Origin of the sequence: Paractinoplanes toevensis (assembly GCF_018332695.1) — a bacterium.
GTDB lineage: Bacteria > Actinomycetota > Actinomycetes > Mycobacteriales > Micromonosporaceae > Actinoplanes > Actinoplanes toevensis.
In genome coordinates, this window is the sequence record NZ_BOQN01000048.1 from 17,233 (window position 1) to 37,842 (window position 20,610).

Below are 20,610 nucleotides of genomic sequence, written 5' to 3' on the forward strand. Positions count from 1 at the left end.
TGGCGCGATACCAGAAGGGTGATTCCGCCCGCACGGACGGTAGTAACACCTGCTGGCGCTCAGTGATCGCTGGCTCACAAAATCGGCCAAACTCGACTTACGCCGTCTTGTGCACCGCCTCGGTCGCCTTGCGGGCCGCGATCAGCACCGGGTCCCACACCGGGGCGAACGGCGGCGCGTAGCTCAGGTCGAGTGCCGTCATCTCCTCGACCGACATCCGGTTCCACACCGCCACGGCCAGCGCGTCGATCCGCTTCGCCGCTTCCGCCCGGCCGACGATCTGCGCACCGAGCAGTGTTCCGGTGCGACGCTCGGCGATCAGCTTGATCGTCATCTTGCTCGCGCCGGGGTAATAGCCGGCCCGGCTGGTCGACTCCACCAGCGCCGTCACATATTCGTACCCGGCCCGGGCGGCCTCCTTCTCGGTGAGGCCGGTCCGGGCCACCTCGAGCTCGCAGACCTTCGTCACCGCCGTGCCGATCACGCCGGGGAAGGAGGAGTAACCGCCGGCCAGGTTGATGCCGGCCACCCGCCCCTGCTTGTTCGCGTGGGTGCCGAGCGGCACGTGCACCGGCTCCCCGGTGATCAGGTGCCGGGTCTCCACGCAGTCACCGGCCGCCCAGATCCCCTCGGTGCCCTCGACCCGCATCCGCCGGTCGGTGCGCACCCCGCCGGTCGGGCCGACCGGCAGGCCGGCCGCGACGGCCAGCGCGGAGTTCGGGCGTACGCCCAGGCCCAGCACCACGATGTCGGCCGGCACCGCGCCGGCCGGGGTGACCACCGCGCGCACCCGGCCGCCGGCCGTCTCCAGACCGTCCACGTGCGCCTCGGTCACCACCTTGATGCCCTGGCCGCGGATCGCCTCGGCGACCAGGGCGCCGACGTCGGGGTCGACGGTCTTGCCCATCGGCTGTGCCGATTTCTCCAGCAGGGTCACGTCGAGACCGCGGAGCAGCAGGGCCTCGGCCATCTCCACGCCGATGTAGCCGCCGCCGATCACCACGGCGGTTTGCGGCGTCGGGTCGCCGTCCAGCCACTTCTGGATGGCGGTGCCGTCGTCCAGGGTCTGCACGCCGAACACGCCGCCCGCCGAGACCTGCGCCCACTCCGGCGTGACCGGGGTCGCTCCCGTCGCGTACACCAGATGGTCGAAGCTCTCCCGCACCTCGCCGCCGCCGGCCAGATCGCGCGCGACCACCTCGTGCCGTTCGGTGTCGATGGCGATCACCTCGTGCCGCAGGCGCACGTCGATGCCGGCCGTGCGGTGCGCCTCCGGCGACCGCGCGATCAGCGCGTCCAGGTCGTCGACCGCGCCGCCGATCCAGTACGGGATGCCGCAGGCCGAGTACGACGTGAAGTGCCCGCGCTCGAACGCGACGATCTCCAGCCGGTCGGTGCCGAGACGCTTGCGGGCCTGGGACGCGGCCGACATGCCGGCCGCGTCGCCCCCGATCACGACGAGCTTCACGACACCCAACCTACGTCGCGGGCGCGGCGCGGGCGGCCGGAAACGGTCAGGATTCGCCGCGGGTGGCGCCGGCCAGCCAGTCGACCACGTCGCTCACCGAGCCGTTCCGGCTGAGGACCGCGCGCTGCCGCGCCGCGCCGGTGCCATGCGACCGCAGGCGTCCCATCAGGACGGTGGTCATCTCCAGGTCGCCGTGCCGTTCCAGTTCCGGGCGTACGAAGTCGAAGAGCTGCCGCATCAACCGCCAGGCCGGTCGGGTCTCGCGGGTGGCCAGGTCGAGCAGCTGGCCCTCGAGCCCGTCCTTCGCGGCCCGCCAGTGTGCGGCCATCAGCAGCGGGTGCGGCACGTTCGGCGCCGGAGTCCCCTCCCGGATGTCCCGCAGCAGCGTCGCGACCAGTGCCCGGGCCAGCGCGGCGAGCAGCATCGCGTCGTCCAGGCCGGGCATCACGTCACCCATCCGGATCTCGACGGTGGGGTAGTTGGCGGAGAGCCGGGCGTACCAGTAGAGCATTCCCTCGTCGAGCATGGCGCCGCTCGTCACCAGGTCGGACACGAGCTGCTCGTAGTGCTCGTGCGACTCGAGGTGCGGCGTCGGGCCGACGGTGGGCCACCGCTCCCACAGCATCGACCGCCAGCTCGCGTAGCCGGTGTCGTGGTCGTTGTAGAGCGGCGAGTTCGCGGTCGCGGCCTGGAAGACCGGGAGCCACGGCCGCAGGTGGTTGAGCACGTGGATGCCGCTCTCCGGGTCCGGGATGCTGACGTGCACGTGTGTGCCGCACATGCCCTGACCGGGGGAGAGGTCACCGAAGCGTTCCCGCATCCGGTGGTAGCGGGGCCGGTCGACGAGCCGGGCGAGGGGGCCGGCGGCCGGTCCGGTGCCGACCGCCACCAGGCGGGCGCCCGCCTGTTCAGCCGCGCCGGAGACCACGCCGCGCAGTTCCCGCATCGCCTCGTAGAGGCCGCGCAGTTCCAGCTGCGGCGGGCTGGCCACCTCGATCTGGGTGCGGTAGTACTCGTGCTGCACCGACTCGGCGTACTCCGCCGGGATCCGGTCGATCACCTCCTCGACCGCCTCCACGCCGCGCGGTTCGACCGCGTCGACGAGCAGGTACTCCTCTTCGATGCCGAGCGTGAGCAGATGCTGCGACTCGGCCTCCTCGGCCATCTCTTCGGAGATAGTGGTCCCACCGGAAGCCGTGTCCATGTGCACTCCGATACCCGGCGTTCGCTGGGCGGAAACTGTTGCCCGGCCGGGCTACCCTTTGCTCATGCTGCTGGAGGGTTTCTGGGCGCTGGCCGCCCTGCTCGACCCGACCCCGTCCGGGGCGCCCGCGCAGCTCGTCCTCGGCCTGGCGCTGGTCGCCGCGGCCATCGTCATCATCGCGGCCACGGCCCTTCCGGCCCTGCCCCCGGCGATGCCGCTCGCGACCTTCGCCCTGTCCCGCCGAGCCCGCGCCACCGAGCGCCCCCGCCTGGCCGACCCGGACGCACCCGGCCGGCCGCGTTCCCGAGCACCGTCACCGGCCCCGGCGGCAGCGTAAGCACTCCAGCTCCGTTCCGGGGTTGGGTTCTGGGCGCGACCACTCACGCAGAATGAAGGGCCAGGGCCGGCTTTGCTGGGCCCCGGCCCGGCCTCGGCGGGAGCAGCGGTCCGCACCCACCACCCCGCTACGACATCTTCCGGGTTTGCTGTCTCTGCCGCCTTTTGCGTCCCTGTTTCTTCGGACCGCAAGGGGTCTTTGTGTTCATCTCCGACGCGTTCGGTGCCGTGGTCGGCGCCGCCCACTCCGCCATCGAAGTCCTCGCCACCCTTCTCGCGCCCGCCGCCGGCAGTCTGGCCACGGCTGCGGCGATCATCGTCTTCACCCTGCTGGTCCGCCTGTTGATCAGCCCGATCACCTATCTCCAGGTTCGAGGTGAGCGCCGCCGTGCCGCCCTGAATCCCGAGATCGAAAAGCTGCGCCAGAAGCACGGCGACGATCCGATGACTCTGGCCACCGAGACCCTCGCTCTGCAGCGGGCGAACGGGATCAGTCCGTTCGCCGCGTTCCTGCCGGCGCTGGCCCAGGCCCCGTTCTTCATGATCATGTATCGGGTGGCGATGACCGCGCCGGCCGGTGCGGTATTCGGCATTCCGCTGACCGCCCACCTGTTGACCGGCCTCCCGATCTTTGGCGCATTGATCGTCGCCACCGTGCTGATCGCTCGCTGGTCGTCCCGCCGGATGCCGTCGGACGCGCCCAAGCTGCTGCGCGTCATGCCCTATCTCACCGTTCTGGTGGTCGCCTGGATGCCTTTGGCCGGCGCTCTCTACCTGGTCACCTCCACCTCCTGGACCGCTCTGGAGCACGCCGTTCTGCGTAAGCCGGTAACAACGGGCAATCGTTGAACGCCAATGTTGACAACCTCCTGTAACAAGCGTGAAATGCGCTGAGAGCGCTCTCACGGCGCCCCGACTCCCGCCTCTCAACCCCCCTATCGAAAGGCGCACTCGATGGAAGCCCGCCCCAGGAAGAGACTCCGCGGTGTCCTCGCGGTGACCACCGTCGCCGCGGCGGTCGCCGCCACCGCCGTCTTCACCATGGATGCCAACGCGGCCGTCCCCGCCGCGCCGGCCGGCATGACCACCGTCTTCAGTGACGACTTCACCGGCGCGGCCGGCACCGGCCTGAACCGTTCGAACTGGCTCTACGACATCGGCACCGGCTATCCGGGCGGCGCGGCCAACTGGGGCACCGGCGAGGTCGAGAGGATGACCGACTCGACCAGCAACGTCTACCAGGACGGCGGCGGCAACCTGGTGATCAAGCCGATCCGGGACTCGGCCGGCAACTGGACGTCGGGCCGGGTCGAGACGCAGCGCACCGATTTCGCCGCACCGGCCGGTGGCAAGGTGCGGATCGAGGCGCGACTGCAGCAGCCGAACGTGAGCGGTGCGGCGGCGGCCGGCTACTGGCCGGCGTTCTGGGCGCTCGGCGCGGCGGCCCGCCCGGTGGGTGCCACGAACTGGCCGAGCATCGGCGAGTGGGACATCATGGAGGACATCAACGGCCGGTCCTCGGTGTTCGGCGCGCTGCACTGCGGCACCAACCCGGGCGGCCCGTGCAACGAGACCACCGGCATCGGCAGCGGTGAGCGGGCCTGTTCCGGCTGCCAGACCGGCATGCACACGTACGCCCTGGAGTACGACCGCAGCACCTCGCCCGAGCAACTGCGGTGGTATCTGGACGGCAACAACTACTTCACCATCAACTCGTCCCAGCTCGACGCCACCACCTGGAACAACGCCACCCACCACGGCTTCTTCGTGATCTTCAACGTGGCGATCGGCGGTGGTTTCCCGGCGGCGTTCGGCGGCGGCCCTACCGCGGCGACCCAGTCCGGCGTGCCGATGATCGTGGACTACGTGGCCGTCTATCAGTCGTCGGGTGGCACCACCACGACCCCGCCCACCACGACCCCGCCCACCACGACCCCGCCCACCACGTCACCCACCACCACGCCGCCGACCGGCTCCACCCGGGATGCGTTCGCGAAGATCGAGGCGGAGTCGTTCAACGCCTCGGCCGGGGTGCAGACCGAGACCTGCTCCGAGGGCGGCCAGAACGTCTCCTATGTCGCCAACGGTGACTGGCTGCAGTTCAACAACGTCAACTTCGGCAGCGGCGGCGTCAAGGACTTCGTCGCCCGGGTCGCCTCCGGTGCGGGGAGCGGGGTGAGCGGTCTCGTCGAGGTGCGCCTGGACAACCGCTCCAACGCCCCGATCGGCAGCTTCGCGCTGGGTAACACCGGTGGCTGGCAGACCTGGACGTCGATCCCGGGCAACGTCTCGGGCGTCACCGGCACGCACACGGTGTACCTGACCTTCACCAGTGGGCAGCCGGCCGACTTCGTCAACGTCAACTGGATCCAGTTCCGCAAGTAACTCATAGTCATCGATGGGCCGAAGGCGCTGACCTGCGCCTTCGGCCCATCTGTGTTCTCGAAGCCGGCGCTGCAAAAGGTGCGAAAGATTTAAGGTTGTTTAACGTCCGGCCCTCTGGACTTCACTGTTAAGAGTCTTAAAGATTGACGTATCTCACAGGCTCGCATGGAGGGACGGCGATGAAGCGCTCCAGATCGGTGGTCCTCGCGACCGTTGCGGCATTGGCCGCGGGTGGCGCGGCGGTCTACTTCTCGGGCACGGCCGGTGCGGCCGCCGCCTGTGCTCCCGCGTGGAGCTCCACGCAGGTCTACGTCGGTGGCAACAGCGCCTCGCAGAGCGGCCACAACTACACCGCGAAGTGGTGGACGCAGAACGAGTCGCCGGCCACCCACTCCGGTCAGTGGGACGTCTGGGCCGACAACGGGGTGTGTGGCGGTACCACCCCCACCACGCCGCCGACCACCCCCACCACCACGCCGCCGACGACGTCGCCCACCACGTCGCCGCCGACCACGGTGCCGCCCTCGAACGGCACGCTGCCCAAGCACTTCCTGACCGGCTACTGGCAGAACTTCTACAACGGCGCGGCGGCCCTCAAGCTGGCGTCCGTCCCGACCAACTACGACCTGGTCGCGGTCGCCTTCGCGGATGCCACCGGCACGCCCGGGGCGGTCACCTTCAACCTCGACCCCGGCCTCGCCGCCCAGGTGGGCGGTTACACCGACGCCCAGTTCAAGGCCGACATCGCCACCCTGCACTCGCGCGGCAAAAAGGTGATCATCTCGGTCGGCGGGGAGAAGGGCACGGTCAGCGTCGCCGACTCGACCGCGGCCACCAACTTCGCCAACTCGGTCTACTCGCTGATGACGACGTACGGCTTCGACGGCGTCGACATCGACCTGGAGAACGGGCTCAACTCCACCTACATGGCGAGTGCGCTGCGCAGCCTGCGAGCCAAGGCCGGCGCCAACCTGATCATCACGATGGCGCCGCAGACCATCGACATGCAGAGCACCGGCTCGTCGTACTTCGCGCTGGCCCTGTCCATCAAGGACATCCTCACCGTGGTGCACACCCAGTACTACAACTCCGGCGCGATGCTCGGCTGCGACCAGATGAACGCGTACTCGCAGGGCACGTTGAACTTCCTGACCGCCCTGGCCTGCATCCAGACCCAGAACGGCCTGCGCCCCGACCAGGTCGCGCTCGGCCTGCCGGCCAGCACCAGCGCGGCCGGCGGTGGCTACCAGTCACCGGCGAACGTCAACGCCGCCCTCGACTGCCTGGCCCGTGGCACGAACTGCGGTTCGTTCAAGCCGCCGGCCACCTACCCGGGCATCCGCGGCGCGATGACGTGGTCGATCAACTGGGACGTCACCAACGGCAACTCTTTCGCCAACACCGTCAAGCCCCACCTCTCCACCCTTCCCTGAAACCGGGAGTCCCCCATGAAACTCGGCAGAAAACTGCTGGTCCTCGGCGCGGTGACGGCCACCGGACTGGCCACCGCGATCATCCCCATGACCATGTCGAACGCGGCCGTGGCCTGTGCTCCCGCCTGGTCCTCGTCGGCGGTCTACGTCAAGGACAACACCGCCTCGCAGAGCGGCCACAACTACACCGCGAAGTGGTGGACGCAGAACGAGTCGCCGGCCACCCACTCCGGACAGTGGGACGTCTGGATCGACAACGGCGCCTGCGGCGGCGGAACCACCCCGACCACGCCGCCCACCACCGGCCCGACCACGAACCCGCCGACCACCGGCACCAAGATGGCCTCGGCGCCGTACGTCTACCCGGGCTGGGGCAACCCGCCGGCCCCGTCCACGGTCATCAACGCCACCGGCATCAAGGCTTTCACCATCGCGTTCGTGCTGGCCAACGGCTGTAACCCGGTCTGGGACGGCGAGGGCGGCCTGACCGGCGGCGCGCACGCCAGCTACATCCAGCAGGCCCAGGCGGCCGGCGCCAGCATCGTCCCGTCGATCGGCGGCTGGAGCGGCAACAAGCTCGGCCCGAACTGCTCGACCGCCGACGCGCTGGCCGGCGCGTACCAGAAGGTGATCGACGCCTTCGGCCTGAAGGCGATCGACATCGACATCGAGAACAGTGACGAGTTCGAGAACACGGTCGTGCAGGACCGCATCCTGAACGCCCTGAAGATCGTCAAGCAGAAGAACCCGTCGGTGAAGACCATCCTCACCTTCGGCACCTCGCCGACCGGCCCGAACTACTACGGCACCCGGCTGGTGCAGCAGGCCAAGGCGCTCGGCGCGAACATCGACATCTTCACCCAGATGCCGTTCGACTTCGGCGGCGGTTCGGACATGTACGGCGCCACCGTCGGCGCCTCCGAGGGCCTGAAGAACCTGCTGAAGACCACGTTCGGGTACACCGACGCGCAGGCCTACAGCCACATGGGCATCTCCGGCATGAACGGTCTCTCCGACCAGCAGGAACTCACCTCGACCGACACCTGGACGCGGATCCGCGACTACGCCAAGAGCAAGGGCCTCGCGCGGTTCACCTACTGGGCGGTCAACCGGGACCGGGGTTGCGCCGGGGGCGGCGTCGTCTCGAACTGCTCGGGTATCGCGCAGGCCGACTGGGCCTTCACGAAGATCAGCGCAGGGTTCTAGTCACGGTTGACTTGGGCGCGCGGCTGCCGGTCTCGGCGGCCGCGCGTCTTCTTCATGACCCACCAGCCCACCGCGACGACGAAGAACGCGCCGACCGCGTAGTCGAACCAGTGGCTGTACGTCTCGATGTTCTGCCATCGCTCGCCCAGCAGATAGCCACCGATGATGAACAGGGCGTTCCACACGCCGCTGCCGATCGCGGTGAAAACCAGGAACTGGCCGAGGTGCATGCGATTGGCGCCGGCCGGGATCGAGACCAGGGAGCGTACGACCGGAGCACAGCGCCCGACGAGCACGGCGCTCTTCTCGTGTTTCTCGAACCAGCGATCGGCCTTGTTCAGGTCGTCCGCGTCGACCAGCGGGATCCGGTCCAGCCACCGGCGCAGCCGGTCCTCACCCAGCGCCCGGCCCAGCCAGTAGAGCAGGAGCGCGCCGCCGACCGACCCGATGGTCGCGGTGACCAGCACCAGGATCAGGTTGACCCGGTCCTGCGAGGCGAGGTAGCCGGCCAGCGACAGCACGATCTCGCTCGGGATCGGCGGCACCAGGTTTTCCAGTGCGACGAGCAGGCCGACGCCCACCTCGCCGAGTGAGTCGATCACCGATGCGACCCAGCCCGTGAGTCCGGTCAGCTGTCCCAGGTCGCTCTCTGCCATCGCTCATGTCTACCCGACTCCGGCGCCCCCAACCCTTCTCATATACCGATCATCGGCATATGCTGCCGATGTGACCGACGGACCGATGCGCGAGCCGACCTTCCTGGTCCTGACCGCCCTCGCCGGCGGGCCGCAGCACGGCTACGCCGTCATCGAGGACATCGCCGGGATGACCGGCGGCCGGGTCCGGCTACGCGCGGGCACGCTCTACGCGGCGCTCGACCGGCTGCGCGCCGAGGGCCTGATCGAGGTCGACCGCGAGGAGATCGTCCAGTCCCGTCTGCGGCGCTACTACCGGCTCACGGGGGCCGGCGAGCAGAGCCTGACGGCCGAGACCGCCCGCCTGCGCACGCAGGCCACGATCGCGGAGCGCCGCCTGCGCGCCCGCCGGATCCAGCTCGGGGGAGCCACCACATGACCGGCCCGGAGTCCCGTTTTCGCCGCCTGCTCGCGCTCTATCCGAAAGACCACCGCGAGGAGTACGGCGAGGAGATGCTCGGCGTCCTGCTGGCCGACGGCCGCACCGGCCCGGGCGTGACCGCCGATCTGGTGCGGGCGGCCCTCGGCGCGCGGTTCCGGCAGGCGTCCGCATCGGTGCGGGAGGAGTTGCGCGAAGAGGGGTGGCGGCACGCGGCGTTCGCGGTGCAGTTCTTCGGCTCGCTCCTGCTGCTGGCCATGGCCGTCCGGCGATTCGCCATGGTGATCTGGACGATGGTTCGGTGGCCGGGTTACGACATCTCCCCGTTCTACGGTGTCGACCTGGTGCGCGCCCTCGGCTGGGCGGTCGCCGTGGCCGGGGCCGTGCTGGGCATCCGGCTGCTCGGGGTCACCGGCGCGGCGGCCGGGCTGGCCGGCGAGATCGTCGCCCCGTTCCGGTTCTACCTGGACACTCCCGCGCAGGTCCTCAACGCCTACTGGATCATCACGGCCGCCGCGGTGGTGCTGATCGCCGCCGCGGTGTCCGTCCGGCGAGCCGCACCGCGCGGGTGGCCGTTCGTGGTGGCGGCCGGAGTGGTGCTGATCGCGCAGGGCCTGGCGCCGTTCAGTCTGCGCGTGCCGATGTTCGGCGTGGCCGCGATGCTGGCGCTGATCGGTGTCGTCCGGCTGGATTCCACGATCCGCGGCCGGGTGATCGTCTTCGCGGTTCCGGTGCTCGCGGTGTTCCCGCTGGTGCGCCTGGGGTTCGGCGGCTTCGTCGAGCACAACATGCGGCACCCCGAGGCGATCGCGCTGATCGGCCCGGTGCAGTGGGCGGTGCTCGTGGTCGTGCCGGCCGCCGCCTTCGTCGTCGCGGCCGGGATCGGCCGGCGGTTTCGAGGCCTGATGCCGCGGACAAGTAAGGGGGCATGAGTGACCGCTGGTACCAGAAAGCCGTCGTCTACTGCCTCGACATCGACACCTTCGCCGACTCGAACGGGGACGGCGTCGGCGACATCCGCGGCCTCATCGGCCGGCTCGACTACCTGGCCCGGCTCGGCATCACCTGCCTGTGGCTCAACCCGATCCACCCGACCCCGGGCCGCGACGACGGGTACGACGTGGAGGACTTCTACAACGTCGACCCGCGGCTGGGCACGCTCGGCGACTTCGCCCAGCTGCTGCACGAGGCGGGCAACCTCGGCATCAAGGTGATCATCGACCTGGTCGTGAACCACACCTCCGACCAGCACCCGTGGTTCCAGTCGGCCCGTTCGTCACCGGATTCGCCGTACCGTGACTGGTATGTCTGGGCGGACAGCGCGCCGCCGGACCGCCACCAGGGCATGGTTTTCCCCGGTGAGCAGGGTGAGACGTGGTCGTTCGACCGCACCGCGAAGCTCTGGTATTACCACCGGTTCTACAAGTTCCAGCCCGACCTCAACATCAAGAACCCCGAGGTCCGCGAGGAGATCAAGAAGATCTGCGCGTTCTGGCTGCAACTCGGGGTGGCCGGGTTCCGGATGGACGCGGTGCCGTTCATCATCGAGGAGACCGAGCCGGGCAACCCGAACTCGCCCAAGGACCTGGACTACCTCACCGACCTGCGACAATACCTCCAGTGGCGCAAGGGCGACGCGGTGCTGCTGGCCGAGGCGAACGTCGAACCCGACGAGCTGGTGAAGTTCTTCGGCGACAGCGGTGGCTCGAACAACCGCATCCACATGCTCTTCGACTTCATGCTCAACGGTCAGCTGATCCTGGCGCTGGCCCGGCAGAACCCCGAGTCGATCATCGCGGCGCTGCGCGAGACCCCGAAACTGCCGGCCGGCGGTCAGTGGGCCACCTTCCTGCGCAATCATGACGAGATCGACCTGTCCCGGCTCACCGCCGACCAGCGCAACCACGTCTTCGCCGAGTTCGGCCCGGACGAGAACATGCAGCTGTACGGCCGCGGTATCCGGCGGCGGCTGGCCCCGATGCTGGGCGGCGACCGGCGGCGGCTCGAGATGGCCTACTCGCTGCAGTTCAGCCTGCGGGGCACTCCGGTGCTGCGCTACGGCGAGGAGCTCGGGATGGGCGACGACCTCCAGCAGGAAGGCCGCAACGCGATCCGTACGCCGATGCAGTGGTCGACGCTGGAGAACGCCGGCTTCTCCACCGCCGACCGCAAGAAGCTGATCCGGCCGGTGATCGAGGGCGGCGAGTTCGGCTACGACAAGGTCAACGCGACGAAGCAGCGGCACGACCCGACGTCCCTGTTGTCATGGTTCGAGCGGATGATCCGGACACTCCGGGAAGCGCCGGAGGTCGGCGCCGGTAGCTGCACTCATGTCGATGTTCCGGTCCCCGAGGGCGTGCTGGTGCACCGCGCCGACGACGCCACCGGTACGATGTTGTTTGTGCACAACCTGTGCACAAAGGATGCGGTCGTCGACCTCAGCTCCGTCTACGCCGACGCCGAGTCACCGAACGACGTTCTCGCCGACCGTGAGTACCCCGACCTGGGGAAATTCACCGAGGTGGCGGTCGCTGGGTATGGCTATCGGTGGATCCGGCTGCGGCGTCATTCGTGAGCCGGGTTAAAGTCGGCCGTCGGCGCAGAGATCACTACCGGAGGCCGCAATGTCGCAGTCCGCACCCACCCGCGTAGCCATCGTCACCGGAGCCGCCCGAGGGATCGGTGAGGCCACCGCCCGCAAGCTCGCCGCCGACGGACTGGCCGTCGCCGTCGTCGACCTCGACGAGGGTGCCTGCGCCAACACGGTCACCGCGATCCACGACGCCGGCGGCACCGCGCTGGCCGTCGGCGCCGACGTCTCCGACCCGGTGCAGGTCGCCGCGGCCACCGAGCGGGTCGTCGCCGAGCTGGGCGCGCCGACCGTGCTGGTCAACAACGCCGGGGTGCTGCGCGACAACCTGCTGTTCAAGATGACCGAGGACGACTGGGAGACCGTCATGGCGGTCCACCTGCGCGGCGCGTTCCTGTTCAGCCGGGCCGTGCAGAAGCACATGGTGGACGCGGGCTGGGGCCGCATCGTCAGCCTCTCCAGCACCTCGGCCCTGGGCAACCGCGGCCAGGCCAACTACTCGGCGGCCAAGGCCGGCCTGCAGGGCTTCACCAAGACGATCGCGATCGAGCTGGGCCGTTACGGCATCACCGCCAACGCGGTCGCGCCGGGGTTCATCGTCACCGACATGACCGCGGCCACCGCCGCCCGGGTCGGGGTCGATTTCACCGATTTCGAGAAGGCCGCGATCAGCCAGATCCCGGTCGGCCGCTCGGGCCGTCCCGAAGACGTCGCGAACACCGTATCCTTCCTCGTCAGTGAGGGCGCCGGGTTCGTCTCGGGACAGGTCATCTACGTGGCGGGCGGCCCTCGTGATTAGTTGCTGAGGGGCGCTACAAAGAGATGATGAATCGACGCATGACCTCCCGCCGCGTCTCGCTGACCAGCACGTTCCTGTTGCTGGCGGCGGGCGGTGCGGCGGCCTGCGACAGCGGCAATAAATATCATGACGAAGGCTTCTACTGCGCCGACGCCAATGGCGTGATCGTCGACGAGGACCTCTGCGACGACGACAACTACCACTCCTCCGGTGGGATCTACCCCTACTACCTCTGGCACTCGCCGTCCTACGGGCGGGGTTACGCGGTGGGCAGCAAGCTTCCGTCCGGGGGCAGCAAGTTCGCCTATAACGACAAGGCGTCGCGCACGGCGTTCGGCCTGCCGGCCAGCGGCAAGGTCGGCAACGGCACGGTCAAGACGAGTGTGGTCGGCAAGGGCGGCAGCGGCAGCTCGTCCTCGTCCGGTAAGAAGTCCGGCAGCTGACTATGCGCCGGGTTCCTTATGGTCCGGTCAGGGACGGGTGGAAACTCACCAATTACAGTCTCGGGCTGACCTACAACGACACCGAACTGCCCGACGGGACGATGATCTCGTACTGGCAGGAGGGTCCGTACTACGACTTCACGGCGGCCGAGATCGAGGAGCTCGAATCGGCCACCGCGAAGGTCTTCGCGATGTGCCTCGAGGCCGGCGACTGGATGGTCCGGCAGTGCCCGCGGCACACCGTCCAGGGCCGCCGGGACGGCTACTTCGCCTCGGTGTGCAACCCGCAGAGCTGCTTCCTCGCCAAGATCGGCATCCCCGAGTTCGCGCACGAGCAGATCATCCGCACCTGGTTCGACGGCGACGCCGAGACCTGGACGCATTACGACAAAGACCCCGACATGCGTACGCCGATGCAGACGCCGGACTTCTCGCCGAGCATCTACGGCCGTTTCGACTTCTGGTACAACGGTGCCGGCACCACGCCCAAGCTGCTCGAGTTCAACGCCCAGACGCCGACGTCGCTGGTCGAGAGCGCGGTCATCCAATGGCACTGGGTCGACCAGACCGGCGTGACCCAGCACCCGTGGCGGCAGTGGAACTCGATCCACGACCGCCTGGTCGGCTGGGAGGCGGCCGACGGCGAGCCGGCCAACCCCGGCGCCTGGCGCCGCAACATCAACAAGCTGCGCGAGGCCCGCACCTGGCTGCCGGAAAAACCCAAGATCTTCTTTGCGTACGAGACGAGCGAGACGTCCGGTGAGGACCGGATGAACGTCGCCTACCTGATGTCGACCGCCGAGGAGGCCGGTTACCCGGTCGAGCTGATCGCGATGAGCCAGATCGGCTGGGACGTGGCCGGCGACCGGGTGCTCTTCGTGCCCGAGCCCGGCCGGGAGGACAAAGCCCAGCCGATCGACATCATCTTCATGCTCTACCCGTGGGAATGGTTCTGGCACGAAGAGGGCGGCAAGGGCTTCTTCCGCAACATGGCCGACCCGACCAAGCACGGCACGGTCTGGATCGAGCCGCCCTACAAGGCCGCCCTGCTCGGCAACAAAGCCCTGCTGCCGGTGTTGTGGAAACTGTTCGGCGACGACCCGGAGCGGTCGAAATACCTGCTCCCGTCATACTTCGCCGGTTCTGCCGGCGCGGCCTCGCTCAAGAGCTACGCGAAGAAGCCGGTGTGGGGCCGGGAGGGCGGTTCGGTCACGCTGGTCGGTGACGGCCAGGTGATCACCGAAAACCCCTCCGAGTACGGCTCGGACGGCCTCTTCGTCGTGCAGGAGCTGTGCGAGCTCCCGTCCTTCGACGGCCTCGAGGGCACGGTCCACCCGGTGATCGGCGCCTGGCTGATCGACGGCGAGCCGGCCGGCATGGGCATCCGCGAAGGCCTGGGCACGGAGGGTCTGGTCACCAAGGACCGCTGCTACTTCGTTCCGCACACGGTCGAGGCCGAGGCTTGAGCGTTCCCGACGTGCCGCTGTCGCCACCGAGCGACGATCGGCTCACCGCACTTGCCCGGACCGGTCTGGGAGCCGAGCCCGACCCGGCGTTCGACCGCTTCGCCGAGCTGGTTCGCCGTGTGCTGAAGGTGCCGGTCGCCCTGGTCAGCCTGGTCGAGGCCGACCGGCAGGTGTTCCCGGGCGCGGGCGGACTGGCCGAGTCGTGGCAGAAACGGCGGGAGACCCCGCTGTCGCACTCGTTCTGCCAGCTCGTGGTGACCACGGCCGCGCCGCTGATCGTCGAGGACTCCCGCACCGATCCGCGGGTGGCCGGCAACCCGGCCATCGTCGACCTCGACGTCGTGGCCTACGCCGGCATGCCGCTGACCGACGACACCGGGAAAGTTCTCGGATCGCTGTGCGCGATCGACACCGCACCCCGGGAGTGGATGCCGAGCGATCTCGCGATGCTGTCCGACCTGGCCGCGGCGTGCTCGGACACCCTGCGGTTGCGGATCGCCACGCAGACCGCCCGGCGCCGGGAGAGCCGGGCCGGGGTGGCCTTCGGCCGCAGCCAGCTCCTGCTGCGCGCGAGCGTCTCGCTGGCCAACACCACCACGCTCGACGACATCGTGAGCGTCGTCCGGGAGCTGGTGACCGGCTCGCTGGACCCGGCCTACGTCGGCGTCTCGCTGCGGGACGGCGCCGGCCGGGTCACCCTGCGGTCCGGCCGGACGTTGCCGCCGACCGTCGCCGAGCGCTGGAACAGGTACCCGAGCAGTGCCACCACCCCGTCCGGGCTGGCCATCCGGCTCGGCGTCGTGGTGCTGCTGCCCGACCTGGAGTCGGTCCGGGCGCAGGCGCCCGACTCGCTCGGGACGTTCGTCGAGATGGGCTGGCAGTCGGCGGTCAGCGTCCCGTTGCCCGGCCCGGCCGGCCCGATCGGCTCGCTGACCCTGGTCTGGAAGGAGCCGTACACCCTCGACGAGACCGAGCAGGCGGTGCTCGCGGCGCTGGCCGGTTACGTCGCCCAGGCACTGCAACGCGCCGACTATCTGCGCGCGCAGAAGAACACGGCCGAGGTCCTGCAGCGGGCGTTGCTCTCCGAGCTGCCCGACGCGACACCGTTCGAGATGGCCGCGCGATACGAACCGGCCGCCCGCGGCGAACACGTCGGCGGCGACTGGTACGACGCGGTCCGGCTGGAGGCCAACCATCTCGCCCTGGTCGTCGGGGACGTCACCGGGCACGACATGGGGGCCGCCGCCCTGATGGGCCGCCTGCGCAGCAAGATGCGGCTACTGATGGTCGACCGGCACGAGCCGCCCGCGGCCCTGCTGCGCCGCCTGGACGCCGCCAACCAGGCCCTCGGCGACCGGATAGCGGCGACCGCGGTGCTCGCCTACCTTTACCCCGACCCGGTCGACGGCGGCCACCAGCTGCACTGGTCCAACGCCGGGCATCCCAGCCCACTGCTGATCACCGACGAGGGCCTGACGGTCCTCGACCGCCGCGACCCGCTCCTGGGCGTGCTGCGCCGCACTCCGCGCACCAGCCACCTCCGGCACGTGCCGCCCGGATCGACCCTGCTCTTCTACACCGACGGCCTGATCGAGACCCGCACCACCCTGTGGGACGACCGGGAACGAGCGTTGTGCGAGCTGGTGGCCGGCCTGACCGCCCTCCCACTGCCCGAGCTGCTCGACCGGCTCTACCGCGAGCTGGCCGGCACCGACCACGAGGACGACGTGGCCTTACTAGCCGTCCGAACGCCGCGCTAGCCGGCTCCGCTCCGCGGGGCGATTGCGGGCAGTTCCGTGTTACCGACCTCGCGCCAATAGCGGGCGAAAGTCAGTTCCTTGGCCTGTGGCGGTAGATCCACCAGAGGCCGATGAACGGGAGCACCAGCGGGACGTAGCCGTAGCCGCTGCCGTAGTGCGACCAGACCGTGTCGTCGGGGAAGGCGACCGCGTCGGCGATGCTCAGGGTGCCGACGATCAGCACGCCGAGCAGCTCGATGCTGCAGCTCACCAGGGCGATCAGGCGGCCGCGCTCCCCGCCGATCGCGAGGCCGATCGTCGCCGAGATGTAGACCAGGCCGGCCACCGCGGACAGCAGGTAGGCCAGCCGTGCCTCGGAGAAGTGGGTGGCGATCTGCACGAGGGCGCGGGCACTCGCCGAGAGGGCGAAGACGCCGTAGACGAACAGCAGCACGCGGCCGAGGCCGGTGTTCAGTGCGGCGTCGGCCGGCCGGGTGCGGGCGGGAGCGGGTGAGTCAGGCAACGGTCACCGACGCAATCTGCTGCAGTCGCAGCACCAGGACCGGCAGCACCAGGCAGGCGACGCCGAGGATCAGGTTGCCCCACCGGGTCGGCTCCATCCGGGCCAGGTAGATAGCAACCGGGGCGAACGCGATCGTAGTGATCAGGTAGCCGCCGAAGGTAGCCGTATCGGACGGTCGATGATCACCGAAGAGGCCGACCACGGCGACCAGGACGAGCACCGCGACCAGCGCGCCGAGTACGGCGGTGGCCAGCAGGTCGAAGCGGCTGGGCGCGCGGTTGAGCGCGGCCCGCAGCAGCAGCCACGCCGCGAGCACGAGGGCGACGACGATCGTCGCAACCGACAGGGGACCGTTCACCCGGCACAGCGTACTGATGGTCGTCGGCCTGATAGCTTGCGGTCGGGCACCAGGAGAGGCAGGCCGCACGATGCGCTTCGGACTATTCGGCACGGGACCGTGGGCGCACCTCGCGCACGCGCCGGCGCTGGCGCAACATCCCGATGTCGAGCTTGTCGGGGTCTGGGGCCGCAATCCGGATAAGGCGGCCGCGGTCACCAAGGAGTTCGGCGGCCGGCCGTACGCCGAGATCGACGAGCTGATCGCGGACGTCGACGCCGTCGCGATCGCCCTGCCGCCGGACGTGCAGGCGCCGATCGCCCTGCGCGCCGCGAAAGCCGGCCGGCACCTGCTGCTCGACAAGCCGGTGGCGTTCACCGCGGCCGAGGCCGACGAGATCGCCGCGGCGGTCACCGAGCGCGACCTCGCCTCGGTGGTCTTCTTCACCCGGCGACTGATGCCGCCGGTCGCCGACTTCCTGACCGTGGCCGCCGAGACCGGCGGCTGGCGGGAGGCCCGCGTCGACCACCTCGGTTCGATCTTCATCGACGACAACCCGTTCGGCGCGTCGCCGTGGCGCAAGGAGAGCGGCGGCCTGTGGGACGTCGGCCCGCACGCGGTCGCCGTGCTGCTGCCGGTGCTCGGCCCGGTCGCCGAGGTGGCCGCGATGGCCGGCCCGCACGACATGACCCACCTGCTGCTGCGGCACACCGGCGGCGCGATCAGCACCCTCACCCTCTCGGTGGACGCGGCACCGGCCGCGGCCCGCGAGGAGACGGTCTTCGCCGGCGAGGCCGGCGTCCGCCCGGTCCCGGACGCCGAGTGGCTGCCCACCGAGGCTCTGGCCCGCGCGATCGACCAGCTGTTGGCGGCGGCCGGCGGCGGCGAGAAGTCCGGCCTGGACGTCCGCTTCGGCGCCGAGGTGACCGCCATCCTGGAAGCTGCCCAGGAGGCGGCCACCACCGGCCGCACGGTCGCTATTCGCAGCGCCACAGCAGCGGGATGAGCGCCGCGGTCGGATCCGAGCCGGTAGAGACGGTGTAGTAACCGCTCAGGGTGTGTGCGTCCGCGCTCACCCGGGTCACGTAGTAGAACGCCGACGACGCCGTGTCGTGCGGCAGATCCACCACCGTGGAGCCGAAGACGATCCGGGGATCCCCAAACCCGGCCCGTCCCCATCCGGTCGGTGCGGCGGTGCCGATTTGGGCGCGGTTGCCCTCGACCACCCGCTGCCAGGTCGCACTGCGCGGCTCGTACCGGTAGACGCCCTCGCTGCCGGGTTCATCGGCGTCGAAAAGACCGTAGAGCCAGCCGAAGCGCAGGGTCACCGGCCGGAATTCGCCGGCCGGTGTCTGCGGCGGCTTCGGGACCTCCCGGACCGTGCCGTCCGGGAGCCAGAGATAGGTCTTCACGCCCTGCACGTCCAGGTAATCGGCCACCACCGTGCCGTTCTCGTCCAGGTCGACGACGGCCCGCAACTGCCCGGTTCCGGGCGGTGCGGCCAGCGGCTCGGGCTCGGCATCGAGCGACCGCCAGCGCACCGGGATCCAGGCGTCTCGCTCGCCCAGACTGCCGACGATCACGCCGCTGTCGTTGATCTGGATCGCCCGGGCGATGTCGCCCTTGAGCCGGTGGAACACGCCGTCGCGGTAGGCGTACGCCCGGGACTTGTTGCCGTCGGTGTAGCCCACCGCCACGCCGGTGGCATTGATGTCGTGCAGCGTGAGCTGGCGCACCGGAATCGGGGCCTTTTCCATCAGTTTGCCGTCGTGCCAGATGACCACCGGTGATTGGACCCCACCCTCGACCGGGTCGTTCAGGCCGACGTGCCACCGCCCGGCGCTGTCGCTGCCGGTGAGCTCGACGCTGCGGAGACCGCCGGTGGGCAGCCGCTGCGTGGTGCAGGAGGTGGGCACCTTCGGGTCCGGTGGCAGGGTCGGTCCCGGGTCCTTGTCGGCCGCCGGTGCCAGCAGCAGGCCGCCGCCGGCCAGGACGGCCAATACCGCCGCGCCACCGGCCCACCAGCGCCGGCCGCGCCTCCGGCGGCCCTCGCGCATGGCCTTCGGCACGTCGATCGACGGCGGGCCGGACGGTTCGCCGCGTAGCGGTTCGAGCAGTGTCAGGCCGTACTCGTCGTCGTTCATGACCGCCTCCCCGCGCGGACGGCGGGCGAAGGCTCGCCGAGGATCTTGCGAAGGGCGGTCAGGCCGTGCGCGGTCTGGCTCTTGACCGTCCCCTCCGAGCATCCGAGGATCTCGGCCACCTCGGCGACCGGGCGGTCGCAGAGGAAACGCAGCACGAGTACGGCCTGCTGGCGCGGCGGCACCTTGGCCAGCGCGGCACGCAGCACGGTGCGGTCATCGGTGGCCGACGAGGTGGCGCCCGACGACGAAGCGGCGCGGTCCGGTGCGGCGCCCCACAGGCGTACCCGCCACCAGCCGCGCCGCTTCTCGTCCAGAAACGCGCGCACCATCATGGTGTGCACGTACGCGTCGATGTTCTCCACCGCGGCGATCCGCGGCCATCGCGCGTACAGCTTGGTGATCGTCTCTTGCACCAGGTCATCGGCCTGGGTCTCGTCGCCGCTCAGCAGGTATGCGACCCGCCGCAGCGCCGGTATCCGGCCGTGGACGTACGCCAGGTACGCCCCATCCGATCCGTCATCCATCCGCACTCCCCGTCAGAGTCTCCCCAGTAGACGGCGATCGTGCGGAAGAGGTTGTAGAGGATTTTCAGGGAACCGTGCGTTCGATGGCGGCGGGGCCGTCCTCCTCGAGCTCCTGGCGGGCCCGCTCGACGTTCTCCGGGGTGGGGTCGCGGCCCTCGGCGACGGCCAGGTCCTCGGGGTCCCACGGCTGGTCGGCGCCGGTGCGCCAGTTCGGCTCCTGGCCGGGCGGCAGGAATTCGGGAGTGTCGCGATCGGCGCCGCCGCCGGTGATGAAGGCATCCACCGCCACGTCGTCCTCGATCGCGTCGGCCACCTCCGGGCTCTCCTCCAGCGGCGGGCGAGGTTCGTCGGTCATGTCATCCCTCCAGGTTGGTTCTCTCTCGTCTTACCCCGTTGTTCCCATCGTGACCATGCGGCAGAAACGGACGATCATGTCGTCGGGGGACGAACTGAGCGCTAACTGGACAGGACCTGCGTGTTACGGATGGACGCTACGTAGCGGGCCGAATACATTTTCGCGTGGCAAGTGTGCGACGGTGAGTGTCCGATCGTGCGGCGAGGGGGTGACGCGTGACAAGTCTGTCCGACGCGGAACGGGACGCATGTGACGTGATGCAGGCCCTCAACGGTCTGGCCGCCCTGTTGCGCCGGTCCGTGGACGATGTGCCCGGCGCCGTCCCCGACGACCCGGCGGCCGCCGAGACGTACCGATTACTGCTCGCCATCGCCGAGGACGGCGGCGTGGCCGCCGCCCGGGTGGTGGCCTATCTGAACGAGCAGCGCGGCGCCGGCGACGGCGAGCTCATCGCCGTGCCCCGCCGGCTCGGCCAGTTCCGCGACTGGGTTCCCCCGCGCGGCCACGTGTTCGGCGTTCCCGGCGGTGTGCACCGTCCGAACGGCGTACCCCAGCCGCGGCGCAGCGACCCGGGGGAGTGACGC

General features: G+C 69.8%; 22 protein-coding genes. 14 read left to right on the forward strand and 8 right to left on the reverse strand.

What is annotated here, in order from left to right:
* Window positions 1-97 precede the first annotated feature (97 nt).
* Together Ato02nite_RS16035 and Ato02nite_RS16040 are read right to left on the reverse strand one after the other, a co-directional pair.
* Window positions 98-1,468, reverse strand: coding sequence for an FAD-dependent oxidoreductase (locus Ato02nite_RS16035; RefSeq protein ID WP_213007324.1), 1,371 nt, complete (start codon window positions 1,466-1,468; stop codon window positions 98-100).
* A gap of 46 nt (window positions 1,469-1,514) precedes the next feature.
* Window positions 1,515-2,672 (reverse strand): carboxylate-amine ligase, encoded by a 1,158-nt coding sequence (locus Ato02nite_RS16040; RefSeq protein ID WP_213007325.1) that lies wholly within the window; start codon window positions 2,670-2,672, stop codon window positions 1,515-1,517.
* Window positions 2,673-2,736: 64 nt separating this feature from the next.
* Here Ato02nite_RS16040 and Ato02nite_RS16045 point away from each other — a divergent pair, with 64 nt between their 5' ends.
* The 5 genes from Ato02nite_RS16045 to Ato02nite_RS16065 all read left to right on the forward strand — a co-directional run bounded on the left by Ato02nite_RS16045 (window position 2,737) and on the right by Ato02nite_RS16065 (window position 8,032).
* Window positions 2,737-3,009 carry a DUF6412 domain-containing protein gene (locus Ato02nite_RS16045; protein WP_213007326.1) on the forward strand — a complete coding sequence of 91 codons (273 nt, stop codon included), beginning with the start codon at window positions 2,737-2,739 and terminating at the stop codon, window positions 3,007-3,009.
* Between the two features lie 200 nt (window positions 3,010-3,209).
* Entirely contained in the window at window positions 3,210-3,857 is a 648-nt protein-coding gene (locus Ato02nite_RS16050) for a YidC/Oxa1 family membrane protein insertase (protein WP_213007327.1), read from the forward strand.
* A 105-nt stretch (window positions 3,858-3,962) separates the two neighbouring features.
* On the forward strand, window positions 3,963-5,393 hold the full coding sequence (locus Ato02nite_RS16055) for a carbohydrate-binding protein (RefSeq protein WP_213007328.1): 1,431 nt from the start codon (window positions 3,963-3,965) through the stop codon (window positions 5,391-5,393).
* 179 nt (window positions 5,394-5,572) lie between these two features.
* Window positions 5,573-6,826 carry a chitinase gene (locus Ato02nite_RS16060; RefSeq protein WP_213007329.1) on the forward strand — a complete coding sequence of 418 codons (1,254 nt, stop codon included), beginning with the start codon at window positions 5,573-5,575 and terminating at the stop codon, window positions 6,824-6,826.
* Window positions 6,827-6,841: 15 nt separating this feature from the next.
* On the forward strand, window positions 6,842-8,032 hold the full coding sequence (locus Ato02nite_RS16065) for a glycosyl hydrolase family 18 protein (protein WP_213007330.1): 1,191 nt from the start codon (window positions 6,842-6,844) through the stop codon (window positions 8,030-8,032).
* Here Ato02nite_RS16065 and Ato02nite_RS16070 read toward each other — a convergent pair.
* Window positions 8,029-8,688, reverse strand: a complete 660-nt coding sequence (locus Ato02nite_RS16070; RefSeq protein WP_213007331.1) for a DedA family protein — start codon at window positions 8,686-8,688, stop codon at window positions 8,029-8,031. The genes Ato02nite_RS16065 and Ato02nite_RS16070 overlap by 4 nt on opposite strands.
* 70 nt (window positions 8,689-8,758) lie before the next feature.
* On the opposite strand from Ato02nite_RS16070, the gene Ato02nite_RS16075 reads away from it, so the two are divergent.
* From Ato02nite_RS16075 to Ato02nite_RS16105, 7 genes are read left to right on the forward strand one after another with little or no spacing between them, the layout of a single operon-like run.
* The gene (locus Ato02nite_RS16075) at window positions 8,759-9,106 is read left to right on the forward strand and encodes a PadR family transcriptional regulator (protein WP_246607035.1); all 348 of its coding nucleotides are present in this window, start codon (window positions 8,759-8,761) and stop codon (window positions 9,104-9,106) included.
* The gene (locus tag Ato02nite_RS16080; protein WP_213007332.1) at window positions 9,103-10,038 is read left to right on the forward strand and encodes a hypothetical protein; all 936 of its coding nucleotides are present in this window, start codon (window positions 9,103-9,105) and stop codon (window positions 10,036-10,038) included. The genes Ato02nite_RS16075 and Ato02nite_RS16080 overlap by 4 nt, the downstream gene beginning before the upstream one ends.
* Entirely contained in the window at window positions 10,035-11,681 is a 1,647-nt protein-coding gene (locus tag Ato02nite_RS16085; RefSeq protein WP_213007333.1) for an alpha-amylase family protein, read from the forward strand. The genes Ato02nite_RS16080 and Ato02nite_RS16085 overlap by 4 nt, the downstream gene beginning before the upstream one ends.
* Window positions 11,682-11,730: 49 nt before the next feature.
* The gene (gene fabG, locus Ato02nite_RS16090; protein ID WP_213007334.1) at window positions 11,731-12,495 is read left to right on the forward strand and encodes a 3-oxoacyl-ACP reductase FabG; all 765 of its coding nucleotides are present in this window, start codon (window positions 11,731-11,733) and stop codon (window positions 12,493-12,495) included.
* Between the two features lie 38 nt (window positions 12,496-12,533).
* Window positions 12,534-12,938 carry a hypothetical protein gene (locus Ato02nite_RS16095; protein WP_246607036.1) on the forward strand — a complete coding sequence of 135 codons (405 nt, stop codon included), beginning with the start codon at window positions 12,534-12,536 and terminating at the stop codon, window positions 12,936-12,938.
* Window positions 12,939-12,940: 2 nt separating this feature from the next.
* Window positions 12,941-14,404, forward strand: coding sequence for a glutathionylspermidine synthase family protein (locus tag Ato02nite_RS16100; RefSeq protein ID WP_213007336.1), 1,464 nt, complete (start codon window positions 12,941-12,943; stop codon window positions 14,402-14,404).
* Window positions 14,401-16,164: a SpoIIE family protein phosphatase gene (locus Ato02nite_RS16105; RefSeq protein WP_246607037.1), complete on the forward strand. Its 1,764-nt coding sequence runs from the start codon at window positions 14,401-14,403 to the stop codon at window positions 16,162-16,164. The genes Ato02nite_RS16100 and Ato02nite_RS16105 overlap by 4 nt, the downstream gene beginning before the upstream one ends.
* A 70-nt stretch (window positions 16,165-16,234) precedes the next feature.
* Here Ato02nite_RS16105 and Ato02nite_RS16110 read toward each other — a convergent pair whose 3' ends face one another.
* Together Ato02nite_RS16110 and Ato02nite_RS16115 are read right to left on the reverse strand one after the other, a co-directional pair.
* Window positions 16,235-16,666, reverse strand: a complete 432-nt coding sequence (locus tag Ato02nite_RS16110; protein WP_213007337.1) for a hypothetical protein — start codon at window positions 16,664-16,666, stop codon at window positions 16,235-16,237.
* Window positions 16,659-17,024 (reverse strand): hypothetical protein, encoded by a 366-nt coding sequence (locus tag Ato02nite_RS16115; protein ID WP_213007338.1) that lies wholly within the window; start codon window positions 17,022-17,024, stop codon window positions 16,659-16,661. The genes Ato02nite_RS16110 and Ato02nite_RS16115 overlap by 8 nt, the downstream gene beginning before the upstream one ends.
* 70 nt (window positions 17,025-17,094) lie before the next feature.
* On the opposite strand from Ato02nite_RS16115, the gene Ato02nite_RS16120 reads away from it, so the two are divergent.
* On the forward strand, window positions 17,095-18,009 hold the full coding sequence (locus Ato02nite_RS16120) for a Gfo/Idh/MocA family protein (RefSeq protein WP_213007339.1): 915 nt from the start codon (window positions 17,095-17,097) through the stop codon (window positions 18,007-18,009).
* Here the strand turns inward: Ato02nite_RS16120 and Ato02nite_RS16125 are convergent.
* From Ato02nite_RS16125 to Ato02nite_RS16135, 3 genes are all read right to left on the reverse strand, one after another.
* On the reverse strand, window positions 17,981-19,147 hold the full coding sequence (locus Ato02nite_RS16125) for a hypothetical protein (RefSeq protein WP_213007340.1): 1,167 nt from the start codon (window positions 19,145-19,147) through the stop codon (window positions 17,981-17,983). The two genes, Ato02nite_RS16120 and Ato02nite_RS16125, sit on opposite strands and share 29 nt — an antisense overlap.
* On the reverse strand, window positions 19,144-19,671 hold the full coding sequence (locus tag Ato02nite_RS16130) for a SigE family RNA polymerase sigma factor (RefSeq protein ID WP_213007341.1): 528 nt from the start codon (window positions 19,669-19,671) through the stop codon (window positions 19,144-19,146). The genes Ato02nite_RS16125 and Ato02nite_RS16130 overlap by 4 nt, the downstream gene beginning before the upstream one ends.
* Before the next feature lie 64 nt (window positions 19,672-19,735).
* A complete protein-coding gene (locus Ato02nite_RS16135) occupies window positions 19,736-20,026 on the reverse strand; it encodes a hypothetical protein (protein ID WP_213007342.1) in 291 nt (96 codons plus the stop codon).
* A gap of 215 nt (window positions 20,027-20,241) precedes the next feature.
* Here Ato02nite_RS16135 and Ato02nite_RS16140 point away from each other — a divergent pair, with 215 nt between their 5' ends.
* A complete protein-coding gene (locus tag Ato02nite_RS16140; protein ID WP_246607039.1) occupies window positions 20,242-20,607 on the forward strand; it encodes a hypothetical protein in 366 nt (121 codons plus the stop codon).
* Window positions 20,608-20,610 lie beyond the last annotated feature (3 nt).

Excerpts from the sequence above, each read along its gene's own strand:
- Ato02nite_RS16040 (WP_213007325.1), bottom strand. The coding sequence starts at position 2,672 with ATGGACACGGCTTCCGGTGGGACCACTATCTCCGAAGAGATGGCCGAG.
- Ato02nite_RS16045 (WP_213007326.1), top strand. The coding sequence starts at position 2,737 with ATGCTGCTGGAGGGTTTCTGGGCGCTGGCCGCCCTGCTCGACCCGACC.
- Ato02nite_RS16055 (WP_213007328.1), top strand. The coding sequence starts at position 3,963 with ATGGAAGCCCGCCCCAGGAAGAGACTCCGCGGTGTCCTCGCGGTGACC.
- Ato02nite_RS16060 (WP_213007329.1), top strand. The coding sequence starts at position 5,573 with ATGAAGCGCTCCAGATCGGTGGTCCTCGCGACCGTTGCGGCATTGGCC.
- Ato02nite_RS16065 (WP_213007330.1), top strand. The coding sequence starts at position 6,842 with ATGAAACTCGGCAGAAAACTGCTGGTCCTCGGCGCGGTGACGGCCACC.
- Ato02nite_RS16070 (WP_213007331.1), bottom strand. The coding sequence starts at position 8,688 with ATGGCAGAGAGCGACCTGGGACAGCTGACCGGACTCACGGGCTGGGTC.
- Ato02nite_RS16080 (WP_213007332.1), top strand. The coding sequence starts at position 9,103 with ATGACCGGCCCGGAGTCCCGTTTTCGCCGCCTGCTCGCGCTCTATCCG.
- Ato02nite_RS16085 (WP_213007333.1), top strand. The coding sequence starts at position 10,035 with ATGAGTGACCGCTGGTACCAGAAAGCCGTCGTCTACTGCCTCGACATC.
- fabG (WP_213007334.1), top strand. The coding sequence starts at position 11,731 with ATGTCGCAGTCCGCACCCACCCGCGTAGCCATCGTCACCGGAGCCGCC.
- Ato02nite_RS16095 (WP_246607036.1), top strand. The coding sequence starts at position 12,534 with ATGACCTCCCGCCGCGTCTCGCTGACCAGCACGTTCCTGTTGCTGGCG.
- Ato02nite_RS16100 (WP_213007336.1), top strand. The coding sequence starts at position 12,941 with ATGCGCCGGGTTCCTTATGGTCCGGTCAGGGACGGGTGGAAACTCACC.
- Ato02nite_RS16120 (WP_213007339.1), top strand. The coding sequence starts at position 17,095 with ATGCGCTTCGGACTATTCGGCACGGGACCGTGGGCGCACCTCGCGCAC.
- Ato02nite_RS16125 (WP_213007340.1), bottom strand. The coding sequence starts at position 19,147 with ATGAACGACGACGAGTACGGCCTGACACTGCTCGAACCGCTACGCGGC.
- Ato02nite_RS16130 (WP_213007341.1), bottom strand. The coding sequence starts at position 19,671 with ATGGATGACGGATCGGATGGGGCGTACCTGGCGTACGTCCACGGCCGG.
- Ato02nite_RS16135 (WP_213007342.1), bottom strand. The coding sequence starts at position 20,026 with ATGACCGACGAACCTCGCCCGCCGCTGGAGGAGAGCCCGGAGGTGGCC.